Origin of the sequence: Rufibacter ruber, from assembly GCF_014138425.1 — a bacterium.
GTDB classification, from domain to species: domain Bacteria; phylum Bacteroidota; class Bacteroidia; order Cytophagales; family Hymenobacteraceae; genus Nibribacter; species Nibribacter ruber_C.
Map to the genome: position 1 here is coordinate 100261 of NZ_JACJIQ010000012.1, position 12137 is coordinate 112397.

General features: G+C 51.8%; 10 protein-coding genes and 1 tRNA gene. 8 read left to right on the forward strand and 3 right to left on the reverse strand.

Annotated elements, in window-relative coordinates:
* The first annotated feature begins 60 nt into the window (after positions 1 to 60).
* The 5 genes from FHS90_RS14570 (at position 61) to FHS90_RS14590 (ending at position 2993) form a co-directional block, all read left to right on the forward strand.
* Positions 61 to 879 carry a hypothetical protein gene (locus FHS90_RS14570; RefSeq protein WP_182513600.1) on the forward strand — a complete coding sequence of 273 codons (819 nt, stop codon included), beginning with the start codon at positions 61 to 63 and terminating at the stop codon, positions 877 to 879.
* 81 nt (positions 880 to 960) lie between these two features.
* Positions 961 to 1437, forward strand: a complete 477-nt coding sequence (locus FHS90_RS14575; RefSeq protein WP_182513601.1) for a hypothetical protein — start codon at positions 961 to 963, stop codon at positions 1435 to 1437.
* Positions 1430 to 1753: a hypothetical protein gene (locus tag FHS90_RS14580; protein WP_182513602.1), complete on the forward strand. Its 324-nt coding sequence runs from the start codon at positions 1430 to 1432 to the stop codon at positions 1751 to 1753. The genes FHS90_RS14575 and FHS90_RS14580 overlap by 8 nt, the downstream gene beginning before the upstream one ends.
* A gap of 2 nt (positions 1754 to 1755) precedes the next feature.
* Positions 1756 to 2343 (forward strand): N-acetylmuramidase family protein, encoded by a 588-nt coding sequence (locus tag FHS90_RS14585; protein WP_182513603.1) that lies wholly within the window; start codon positions 1756 to 1758, stop codon positions 2341 to 2343.
* Between the two features lie 2 nt (positions 2344 to 2345).
* Complete coding sequence (locus FHS90_RS14590) at positions 2346 to 2993, forward strand: hypothetical protein (protein WP_182513604.1); 648 nt, start codon at positions 2346 to 2348, stop codon at positions 2991 to 2993.
* 4 nt (positions 2994 to 2997) lie between these two features.
* Here the strand turns inward: FHS90_RS14590 and FHS90_RS14595 are convergent, their stop codons facing one another.
* Entirely contained in the window at positions 2998 to 4287 is a 1290-nt protein-coding gene (locus tag FHS90_RS14595) for a phage integrase SAM-like domain-containing protein (protein ID WP_182513605.1), read from the reverse strand.
* 161 nt (positions 4288 to 4448) lie between these two features.
* Positions 4449 to 4520 (reverse strand) — tRNA-Arg (locus FHS90_RS14600).
* A gap of 360 nt (positions 4521 to 4880) precedes the next feature.
* On the opposite strand from FHS90_RS14600, the gene FHS90_RS14605 reads away from it, so the two are divergent.
* Together FHS90_RS14605 and FHS90_RS14610 are read left to right on the forward strand one after the other, a co-directional pair.
* Positions 4881 to 5081: a hypothetical protein gene (locus tag FHS90_RS14605; protein WP_066834894.1), complete on the forward strand. Its 201-nt coding sequence runs from the start codon at positions 4881 to 4883 to the stop codon at positions 5079 to 5081.
* A 408-nt stretch (positions 5082 to 5489) separates the two neighbouring features.
* On the forward strand, positions 5490 to 6632 hold the full coding sequence (locus FHS90_RS14610; protein WP_182513606.1) for a DUF2652 domain-containing protein: 1143 nt from the start codon (positions 5490 to 5492) through the stop codon (positions 6630 to 6632).
* Positions 6633 to 6709: 77 nt separating this feature from the next.
* Here the strand turns inward: FHS90_RS14610 and FHS90_RS14615 are convergent, their stop codons facing one another.
* Complete coding sequence (locus tag FHS90_RS14615) at positions 6710 to 7897, reverse strand: Pycsar system effector family protein (RefSeq protein WP_066834890.1); 1188 nt, start codon at positions 7895 to 7897, stop codon at positions 6710 to 6712.
* Between the two features lie 459 nt (positions 7898 to 8356).
* Between FHS90_RS14615 and FHS90_RS14620 the strand changes: the two genes are divergently transcribed.
* Entirely contained in the window at positions 8357 to 12106 is a 3750-nt protein-coding gene (locus tag FHS90_RS14620) for a metallophosphoesterase (RefSeq protein WP_182513607.1), read from the forward strand.
* Positions 12107 to 12137: the final 31 nt, after the last annotated feature.

A 12137-nucleotide genomic window follows, 5' to 3' on the forward strand; every position in this document is an offset into this window, starting at 1 on the left:
TGTAATTCATGGGGAGGCGTTTGGCTGCGACCCCAAGTTAGGAACGGTTAAAAGGTAGCCATGGCATTTTTAGAAGGACTTGAACTGGAGGGCTGTGAGTTGGGAGGTGTCTCCGTGGAGGAGATGCCGGGGGCTGTTTTCTACCTGAACACCAACGAGGGGCTGGAGCGCAGCGTGGGGAACTACGTCAACAGGTGGACAGACCGGATTTCTGGCATGGTGCTGGACCGCGTGGGCACCAAAGTGGAGGCGACTCCCACCAGCGTGCCCATGGTGAAGATGCCAAACGGCAACTATCTGCGAAGCGGCAGCGCCTCCAGCAACTTCAAGTTGGCGTGGGTGGCCACAGGCGTACCCTTCACGTTCTGGGTGTTCCTTAGGGACGCCACCGTCACAGCGGGGACCAACAACCCGGTGTTGCAACTTGCCATCACGGCCAGCACCGGGGGGAACAGCAGCTTCTATGTGAACAAGAACGACCTGAGCGGGGCAAACATAATCACCGCCGGCATGGCGAACATTATTCAGGTGGCGGGGGCCAACGGCTCTTTCCCTTCTGTCCCGTCCATCCTGAAGTTTAGATACAAAAGGGTAGGCAGCCAGAACCAAGCCTTTCTGTACCGGCACTACGTGACCGAGGCCGGTGGGGTGAAGACGCTGCACCGGGATTTGCTTATAGGGTCCAACTCCACCGCCTCTGCTATAAAAAACCCGGCCAACTTTACAGCGGAGCAGTTCCAGCTAGGGGGTGCGCCCACTGCCGCCACATTCGGGGATATGGTCTTCATGCGGGAGGACACCGGGCTGGCCCAGGCCGAGATAGACAAGAACATCCTGGAGATAGACAACCTGCTGATAGCCCGCTTTCTGGGTATGTAGTGAAAGTGCCAAAGAAAGCATGCTTTCATAGGTTATTAAATACAAAATTAAAGGATAATGGAAATATGGAAATACTGGGGTATGGTAGCATCGGTCGTCGGGGCCCTGGTAGCCGTTGCCCTTTATTTTATAAAACAGTGGCGCGACGTGGAGGCCTTAAAAGTGGACTCCACCAACCTGCAGAAGAAAACCAGCGAGATTGAGAACAACCTGAACACAATCACAGACCGACTAATCCAGGCTATTGACAAGAACAACAAGGAGACGGAGCTGAAGATTGAGAAGGTGCGCTCTGAGTACACCGAAAAGCTGGCCAGTACCGAAAAGGAGCACTCACAGGTTACGCGGGAACTTATGGGCAAACTGGAGAAAATCAACCTGGCTATAGTGGAGATGCGCGCAGAGACAAACGGCAATATTGAGAAGATGGTGCAGAAGGTGGCCACCCATGAAGACGCCATTAAGGAGTATCAGAAAGGAAGAATTGAGTTTTACCAGAAGTTCGGCGGGGTGCTGGAGCTTCTACCCAAACTGATAGACAGCAAAAGAAATGTTTAAGGAAATTAAGAAAATCTGGTGCGACACCATGCTGAACCCGGGCACTGGGCGCTACAGCATCAAGCGATTTACCACCGCCAGCTGCATGCTGCTGTTCTGGTATCTGGTCTTTGCCTCTACCATTGAGCTGCACATCTGGCCGGAACAGGAGTTCTCCATTGTTAGGCCTGAAATAGAACTGGTACTGGTTTGCCTTGCCGGTGCGTTGGGTTCTACTTATCTCACTATTATGGGGCACCTCAACAGCCGTAAGACAAGAGACGCTAACGGGCAGCCTTTGGAGCCTGCCTATCCTGAAACCAACAAAGAAGAATAGCCATGAAAGCATTGTCACTGATAGATTACAGGCTAGTGTCTGAACAGGAGGGGATAGGCGTTGCTGAACTGAGAACCATTAAACAAGTGGAGAGCAACGGTAACGGGCACCTTGCAGACGGCCGGCCGAAGATCCTTTTTGAGGGGCATAAGTTCTACCTGCACCTTTCCAAACTGCCCGAGGTGAGGAAGAAAGCGGCTAAAGAGCGGCCCGACCTCTGCTTTCCGAAATGGAGCCGGGCGCACTACAAAGGGGGTGTGGCCGAATGGGACCGGCTGGACGCGGCCATTAAGTACAACCGGGAGGCGGCGCTTAAATCAGCTTCTTGGGGTGCTTTCCAGATCATGGGCGAGCATTACGCCGTGTGCGGCTTCAGTACTGTGCAAGAATTCGTAAACTCCATGTTCAAGGAGGAGCGCTACCACCTGGAGGCCGTGTGCAACTTCATTAAGGCAAACCCGAAGATGTACCGGGCGCTATTGGCACATGATTGGGCAACCTTCGCCCGCCTCTACAACGGAGCTGGCTACAAGGCAAACAAGTATGATGAGAAACTGGCGGCTGCTTTCGCCAAATTCAGCAAGGAATAGCCATGAACATCTTAAAAAGTAACTTTTTCTGGGCAATGGCCGCACTGGTGACACTGGTGCTGGCCGTGTACCTGCTGTTCTTCCGCAATCCGGAAAGCAGCCCGGCGCCTGTGCCCACGCCGGCCGAGGCCTACGCCGATAAGCTGGAGGCCGTGGCAGTCGCTGCCGCGGTGGAAGATTCCCTTTTCGGCCTGTTTTCCAGAAAACAGGCCATAAAAGACAGCCTGCACCGCCTGGAGATCGCCGGGCGCGACCGCACGGTAAAGTACTGGAAAGACCTGGCCAGCCAAAAGGCCGCTGACTACCGGGCCAACCCAACCCCGGACAACTGCGCGGCGGTGATTGCGGCCAAGGACAGCACCATCTACGGGCTGGAGCTGCTGAACGAGACCAAGGGCGGGCTTATCACCCATCTGGACAGCACCGTGCTGGTGCAGGGCCAGTACATTGCCCGGCAGGATTCGCTGTTTGGCGTGTCTCAGGCCACCGCCACAGCGGCCGTGCTGAGATTAAGGATAACAGAGCAGGCCCTGAAGAGGGAGAGGGGCAAACGCTTCAGTGTTATTTTCGGGGCCGGTGTCATGGCAGGAGGCAAAGGCCTGACCTATGGTGCGCTGACAGGGGTCGGCTACACCTTCGGCAGGTTTTAGCGGTTCAGCCCGGGATTTGGGTATCCCCTAATATTTCTTTCCACGCCTCCAGTATGGCGGGCAGCACCTTTGCGGCCTTCTTTTTGGCATACACCCCGGTAACCCCTGCTATGCCGTGGTTTGTGTGGCCCAGCAGCCATCCGCTTAAAGATTCATCCCCGGTTACCTCCAGCATCAGAGAGGCGGCTGTGTGGCGGGTGGTGTAAGTGGAGACTAAAAACCACAGAGGCTTCACCTCTTCCTCAAACCCCTTTAGTTTGTGTTTTATCTGCACTATGGGACGTGTCAACCCTGCCTGCAGGCATATCTTTTTTATGTAGGCGTTACGCCTCTGCTGGCTAACGAAAGGTAGCACACCGCCGTACTTGTTCCATATATCGAGGGCCAAGGGAGGTAGCGGGATGACAACAGGTGTTTCCGTTTTCAGCTGTGTGGTCTGGATAACCGGTATTTCCTCCTGGCCCTGAATGGTCACGTACTGCAGGTGGTGCGGTTTCAGTTTGCGGAAGTGGCTTTCCCGAAGAGGCACAAACATCTGGAAAACAAAAACATCCCGCTCTATCTCCAGGTGTAGTTTGTCCAGTGGTGTGGTGATCACCGCCCGCAGCTCCTCCATGGTCAGGTCCGGCCGTATAGAATGCTGCACCTTTACAGACAGCACCTTTACCTTCCCCCCCAGGCCGGCCGCCTCTCTGGCCAGCTTAAGAAATTCAGCATGCTTTTTAATAGTGCCCTTGGCCAACCCTTTCCCGGACAGGTACTTCATGTATTTCTTAATAAACGACTCGTCCAATTCCGGGCCGGTTATGCCGGGGGAGAACTTCTCTAGGCTGGCTACCACCTGGTTGTGTTTTCGCAGGGTGTGCTCTGAGACAAATCCGCTGTTTTCTTTTTTCCACCTAAGGTTAATGGCCTCCATGGTCATGTCTACCGAAACGGGCGCCACCTCTTTCTTTTTCCGCTCCCTTTTTGGGGGGCGGGTACGGGCCGCGAACTCCAGGGCAATCTCCTCCACGGTGGCGTAGCCGTTGGCGGTGCGTATCTGCTGCTCTATCTCTTCCGCAATCCGTCGTTTCTGCTCGATGGTGTCGTTTACCGCCTCATGGCCGGGGTGTTTTTTGGTCACCTTCTGCTTGGCCGCGTCCCAGTACTGGGGGAAGATACTAAGGCCAATGCCCAGCTTGGCGGGGCCGCGGTGGTGAATAACCATCTGAAGCGACACCTTGCCCTGGGCGTTGACCTTTATGGTGCCGTCTTTGTTTTTCTCCGTCTTGGGGTAGAAATTTATCTCCATGGTGTGAAGATAAAAAGGGGAAGGATTCGGGGTGCGGAAAAGGGGAAGAATATTTTTGGTCCTTATCGGCATTAATCCGGCAAGATGATTTTTAAAACCTTTGTTTATCGGCTGAGATCGCTGATTTTATCAGGATTACAGCCGATGAATTCAGGTGTTTGTGGCCCCGACGGGAATCGAACCCATATCTAAAGTTTAGGAAACTTCTATTCTATCCGTTGAACTACAGGGCCTTCTTTCTCTAATGAGAGCAATACTGAATCGCAAAAGTAAGGCAAAAACAGGAGCAATGGAATCAAAACCGAGATAAATTCTTAAGAAAGAAACTGTGTTGGCGAGAAGCCGCAGCCTATACAAATGATTGGCTGCCACTGGTTTTTCGTTGCTTTCTTCTTTTCTGTGAAAAAAGAATCATTAATTGACATAATTAAAAATGTTAAAGATTTATTTATAAAATTTAATTGAAATTGAAAATAATGACGTATATCCTCCTTAAATGGGAGAAATATATTTTAGTGAATACTAGTTTATTCACCCTTGTTTCTATATTTGTGTCATTATTTAATTAACTTGTTTAGACCAACCCTAATACTATGAGAGAGCAACTCAAAAGCAAATTAGACAAGATGCAGATGGAGGTTATCCGGGACTGCCAAAATGTAGAAGATGTTCAATTGATGCTGGGTATTTTCAGCCAGATGAATGAGGCATTGAATCAAATTCCTGATTCCATGAACAAGCCTAAAGGCGCAAAAAGAGGCCGTAAGCCAAAAAACGCTGAAGCGAATTCCTAAGCAGCCATTGCCTGGTTATTACTGTAGGGTGGAAGCAACTCTTTTTAAGGTTGTTTTCACCCTATATTTTTGGGTTTTTTTAATCTTTTCAAGAGCAGAATTAAATAAAATGGCACTAATAGCCAATGGAGTAAAGGACTGGGAGCGGGTATGTGAAAAGTTGGTCCAGGCCTTGCATTTTAAGAATTGACGGGGAAATAGGCGTTGGTAATACCCGGTAAATAAGCTGCCAGTCAGAGACAGATTGTATGGCTTGCCTGGCTGGGAGGGGAGAGCCAAACGGGAAAACAGTTTATTTTCAAAAAAGTTATAAACAAGTAACCCCTTTTAGTAAAGGAATGTGTGGCATCTCCGTATAAGTGGCGATGTGCTTCGCTAAAGCAGGGCATTCTTATCTAAAATTGATTCATGGAGTCAGCGGTCACCAATCTTTCATTTTTATCCCAAGAGGCAGATGATTCACAGCCGGCGCTGTTGTTTATCCCGGATATTAGTGGCTTCACGCGCTTCATGCATGAAAATGGGGTGCGGTACAGCCGTAACCTCATTGCTGACCTGTTAGAGATCATCATAGAGGGCAACATCATTAACATGGAGTTGTGCGAGATACAGGGTGATGCCATTCTGTTCTACAAGCTGGGAGACCCACCCTCTATTGAGGCCATTGTGAGCCAGTGCAAGCAGATTTTCCTGGACTTCCAGAACTACCTGAAAATCATGCAGCGTGACCGGGCCTTGCCCAGCCCGCAGCTGTCTGAGAATAAGCTCACACTCAAGATAGTGGTGCATTATGGCCGCATTAGCATCACCCAGATTAGAGACTATACCAAACTCATGGGCACAGACGTGATTGTAGCCCACCGTCTTCTTAAGAACAATATTGAGGGGGCTGAGTATGTGCTGCTCACAGAGGGATACCTCAACACGCAGAAACAGGAAGAGGTAGAGAAGTGCTTTGGTTGGACTCAGTTGAAAGAGGGGGCCAACCAATATGAGCACCTGGGGGAGGTGAAATACAAGTACGCTTTCCTGACCCCGTTGCGTCTGCTGGTCACTGACCCGGAAGCAGAGCATACCACTGCCAAATATCCTAACACGTTTTCCTTGAAGGCAAAAATTGGGGCACCCCTGGAGCTGGTGCTAAGGGTGTTACAGAACTACCGCCTAAAACCCAAATGGTTGTACAAGGTGAAGCGCGCGGTGTATGACACCAAAAAAATAAACCGGATTGGCACCAATTACCTCTGTGAAATGGAGAAGGGCGGTATGATAGAAATGCAGACCCTGCAATGCCGGGAAACCCCTACCCGCATTGAGTTTATAGAGAAAATCGCCAACTTTAAAATGTTCCCTAACGCGTTGCTGTTCTTTTACCTGCAGCCCGCCGGTGAAGAAACACTGCTCACGCTGGAGTTTCATTACAGCCGGGTTTCAGTAGGGGATTATTTCTATGATATATTTGGCCGGAAACAGATTAAGGGCTTTATGAAGACGTCTTTGCTGCAGCTCAAGAAACTCTGTGAAAAGCTGTATCAGACCAGGAAAAAGTAACTTGGCTTTCATTGCTAAAACAGGAAAGGCTGCGATCATTTCGCAGCCTTTCCTGTTTTAGCAATGAAATCCTTCTGCTATTGGGCAATGGCTATCACAAAAGATAGAACCGTTAAAATGATTCCAATCATAAAGATGGTGTAAGAGATGCGCAACAGGCGGTATTTTTTGCTGAGAACGTCTCCTAAATAGTAAATGTCAGTAATCATGTTGTTGTAAAGGGCGTTCTTGTTACGCATAATATCATGCATGCCAGACTGGAAATCCTCCAGCGGAATTTTGGTGAAATTCCCGAAAAACAACAGGTTGATTCTGCGGCTGGTCAGCTTGTTGGGCCGCAGCCTGAAACTGGTTACCTCAGGCTGTGCTGAGATAATGGCAGAGATCACAGAAGCCAAAGAGGTGGCCAGGAGAATCCCTACCGGGATCATCAGAATGGGGTTCCGGGTAAATTCGGCACCAATGATAGAAGACTTGGTGCCCAGATACGTGATGATGATAGACATGATGATAGAGTTGAGGCTGATCATCATGTTGGCCTTGTTATCAGCAATGGCACTGAGGCTGATGTGGTTGTCATAGGTGCTCTTGAACATGGTTTCTATACCACGTTTAGGCTGGGCAAGTGTCTCCCGGTCTTGCTTCTCCTTCTTTTTCTTTTTCTTGGTGAGGTCCAGCAGGTGGTTGCGCTGCGCCTGAATATTCTTGCTCAGCTGTTTTGAATACTTAGCCTGGGCCGTCTGTGTTCTAAAGCTCACAGAAAGCAGAAAATCCAGTTGGAACTGTGCCCACTCAAGGTCTGAGAAAGTGCGGTTCATGAAAATCTCCCACTCCACCCGGAGCAGCTCTGCGGTGGCGAAAAAAGTTTCTTTGCCTATGTTGGCAATGTCAGCATCTACCAGTATGTCTTCCAGAATGTGGTGGGTGAGCTGCCCATGCTTGGTGGCCATAATACAGCGGGCCACCTGGGTGATACTCTCCTCAGCGTAACCTTCTTCGCGCAGAAAAGTGGTGGCCACCTCTACGCTCTCATCTTCATGCCCTTCATAGGTAGACACGTAGCCCGTATCATGGAACCATGCCGCCAACAGCAGGATTTCTAACTCTTCTTCAGACAAGTGGTAGCCCTCAGAGAGTTGCCGCGCCTCCTTGACCACCTCAAAGGTGTGCTTGTAGTTGTGGTAAACCAGTTTCTTAGACAACTTCTCCTTGAAAAGCGCAAACACGTAATTGCCTGCTTTCCTGATGAGATCTTCTTTTTCCATAAATTAATTGGAGCGGCACAGTGGTAGCAAACGCTTTGCGTAGTGGAGCATGGCTACTTTCTGTGAAGTGTGAATCCAAAGGTCTACAACGCGAAATCAGCCGTGAAGGTTAGCACGAATCAGGCAGCAGGCAATGCCCTGGAAAGTGGGCGCAGGTGTAGGGCCAAAGGCAACGCTTTCTGTTTTGGGGCTGTTTTTCAGAAAACACCCCCAAAACAGAAGTGGGAAACGGGCACGCTGAGAGGCGGGCGGGGAGGTGCCCATCAAGGTAGAGCCCAGGTCCGGAAGAACCTATGGGCTTTATTATGGAATAAATATATTCTACTGCTGCTATTTTATAGAAGGATAGACTATCCCTGAAGGGCTGGCTTCGTATAAGTACCAATTTCACTACAGCTGACTACACAACCACGCTCACGGGTACAGAACCGGTACCATTGAGTTTTGCAGGTTTTCTACATGAAAAACTATTACAGCCTTTTAATTGCCCCGCTCGTTTTGTTTTGCCTTTTGCAGGCATGTACAACGTCAAAGCCCTATTACGCCCGCACTGCCCAAGACTGGCAGCAGCAAGTACCTAAAGACACCTCTGAAATTGCATATAGTGTGTTTCTGATTGGAGATGCGGGTGCTCCTCTCACAGACAAGCCTGACCCCACTTTGATGCACCTGAAATCACAGATAGACCAGGCGGGGGTGAACAGTGCGGTAGTGTACCTGGGGGATAACATCTACCACAACGGGCTGCCTGAACCGGGGGCCTATGACCGCAAGACCGCAGAAGAGCGCATGAAGGCGCAGTTAGACATTTTAAAAGGTTATCCGGGGGAGAAATACATGATTCCCGGTAACCATGACTGGGGCGGGGGCAGCGGCTCCCCAGACGGCTGGAACGCGGTACGGCGCGAGGAGCGCTTTGTTGAGGAGTACCTGGCAGACAGTAACATTGTGGTGGGAACAGATTTCTTTGTACCCGGTAACGGTTGCCCCGGCCCGTTTGAGGTACTCATTGAAGATGATATTGTGCTCATTGCCCTGGACTCGCACTGGTGGCTGCACCCCTATGAGAAGCCCTACGGGGATGACAATATTTGCGGAGTAGCCAGTGAGGTAGACATGCTGGTGCAGCTGGAGGACATCATTGACAAAAACAAAGACAAGAACATTCTGGTGGTAGCCCACCACCCCTTGTTCAGTAACGGTATTCACGGCGGGTACTTTACCTTAATGGACCACCTCTTCCCGCTCACTATTATCAGGAACTGGTGGGCCCTTCCCCTGCCTGTCATTGGGTCCATTTATCCGCTGTCTCGCAAGTACGGTGGGGTGGCGCAGGATATTCCGCACCCAAGCTACCAGGCCTTTATCAACGGGTTGCTTGGCATCTTTGAGAAGTATGACAACATTGTATATGCCGCCGGCCATGAGCACAACCTGCAGTACTTCAAGCAGGGCAAGCTGCCGCACATTGTGAGCGGGGCGGGTTGTAAAACCCAGCACGTAAAAAACGGGGGTGAAGCCTTGTACGCCCACAAGTCACAGGGCTATGCCCGGGTCAACTACTATAAGAACGGCGAGGCCTGGGTGGAGTTCTGGGCCAAGAATGATGATGATGAGCCGGCCTACCTGGCCTACCGAACCCCCATGTATGCCAAAACAGTGGTAAAGGAGCAAGAGATTGCCATGCCCAAAGAAGATTACGCAGACAGCACCATAACCATTGCCGCCAACCCCATGTACGCTGCGGGCGGGGTGAAAAGAGGTCTGCTGGGGGAACATTACCGGCAGGAGTGGCGCACCAAGGTCTCTATGCCGCTGCTAGACCTGGGTACGGCCAAAGGTGGTTTGACTCCTTATAAGAAAGGGGGCGGCAAGCAAACCTCTTCTCTGAAACTGCGCAACGAAGAAGGGCGGGAATATTCGCTGCGGTCAGTGAACAAAGACCCTACCAACGTGCTGCCCGTGGCGCTGCAAGAGACTTTTGCCCGCGACCTGCTGCAAGACCAGATTTCTGCGCAGCACCCCTATGGTGCCCTGGTGGCGGCTAAGCTGGCAGGTGCCGCCGGGGTGTACCACACCAACCCGGAGTTGGTGTACATCCCCAATGACCCGCGGCTGCGCCAGTACCTGGATGAATTCAGCAACACGGTGGCTTTCTTAGAGGAAGACGCAGATGAAGACCACGCAGATGTGGCCAGCCTGGGCAACGCCACCAACATAGTAGGAACCGAGAAGGTGCTGGAGCGGCTTCGCAATGACCATGACAACCGCGTGGAGCAAAAAGAATATGCCCGGGCCCGTTTGTTAGACATGCTTATTGGCGACTGGGACCGGCATGAGGGGCAGTGGCGCTGGGTAGAAACCCGCTCAGGCGAAGACAACCGCTCCTTCCGGCCGGTGCCCGAGGACCGGGACGTGGCTTTCTTCAAAGCAGACGGCCTTATTCCGTGGCTGGTGAGCCGCCGGTGGGCCGTGCGCAATTTCCAGAACTTTGGGTATGATTATGCAGACTACAAAGGCCTGAACCTGACCGCCCTCACCGTTGACCGTACCTTTTTGTCTGGCGTGACCAGAGAGGAATGGATCAGTCTGGCCCAGGAGATGAAGAGCTCCATCTCAGATGCTGAGATAGAGGAGGCGGTAAAGCAGATGCCGGCAGAGGTGTTCCCCATCTCCGGCCCGGAGATGATTGCCAAGCTCAAATCACGGCGGGAGCTGTTGCCGCAGGTAGCTGAGAAGTACTATCTGGAGCTGGCAGAGAATGTAGACATTGCCGGCAGTGACAAACGCGAGAAGTTTGAGGTGCGCCGCCTCAGCAATGACCAGACCGAGGTGGTGATGCGCAAGATCAACAAAGAGGGAGAGGTGAGCAAGGTACTTTACCGGCGCCTGTTCCAGAACAGGGAAACCGAGGAGATCAGGCTGTATGCCCTGGGAGGGGATGATGTGATTGAGGTGACGGGAAACGTAGGCCGGAGCCCAATGATCAGAATTATTGGCGGTGACGGCGAAGACATCATCAGAGACAGCTCGTATGTGGGCGGCTGGGTGCGCAAAACCAAGATCTATGACTTCACTGGGGAGAAAAACACCATTTCCCTCGGCCGCGAGGCCGAAGATAAAACCGAAGATTTTCCCGAGGTGAACCTGTATGACAGGGACAACTACAAGCTGCCGTACTTTGGGCCGCGCCTGTCTCTGGAGTACAACGTAGATGACGGCCTGTTCCTGGGGGGCGGGGCTGTGTACCGCAACCACAAATTCAGGAAAACACCGTATGCCTCTGAGCATTACCTGCGGGCCAACTATGCCTTCGCCACCGGCGCCTATAACATACGCTATGACGGCGAATTCAAGCAGGTGCTCAATGACAACCTGGACTTAGGCATCAAGGCTGCTGTTTTTGGGCCGCAGTACCAGATCAACTTCTTTGGGCTGGGCAATGAGTCAGAGCAGGACCTAAACAAGAGCATAGAATTCTACAGGGTGCGCATTGCCCGGCTCATGGTCAACCCGTCACTCAACACCAGCTTTACCCGCTACGTGCGCATGGGCATAGGGCCGTTCTATGACCAGTTCCAGGTGCAGCACTCCCAGGACCGGTACATTGATGAGGTGCTGCCAGAAGAAGGGTTTGGCACAGCCCGTTTCACCGGGGTGCGGGCCTTTATAGACCTGCAGGCGGTGAGCACGCCCATCAACCCCCGTATTGGGTTAAAGTGGCTGAATGAATTTACCTACAACCACCAGCTGAATGGGCAGAGACACAAATTTGGACGGCTGGGGTCTGAGTTTATCTTCTACATAGGGCCGCGGCTCCCGTTCCAGCTCACGCTGGCCGCCCGGGTTGGCGGTGCCCATAACATTGGTGACTTCCCCTTCTACCAGGCCAACATGCTGGGTGGCCTTACCAACCTGCGCGGCTACCGCCGCACCCGCTTTGCCGGCCGAAGCATGCTCTACCAGAATACAGAGGTGCGGTTAGAGGTCTTCAAGTTCAACGTGTACCTGTTCCCCGGCAAGTTTGGCATCATGGGCTTGGTAGACCACGGCCGGGTGTGGAATGACGGCGAAAACTCCAGCAAAATACACCGCGGCGTAGGCGGCGGGATCTGGGTTGACGTACTCAAGCAGGCGGTGGTGAACGCCACGTATTCCATAGGCGAAGAAGAAAAATTGTTCAACCTCAATTTCGGGTTTCTCTTTTAAGAAGGAGGGGCGGTTATCCTGACACATAAAA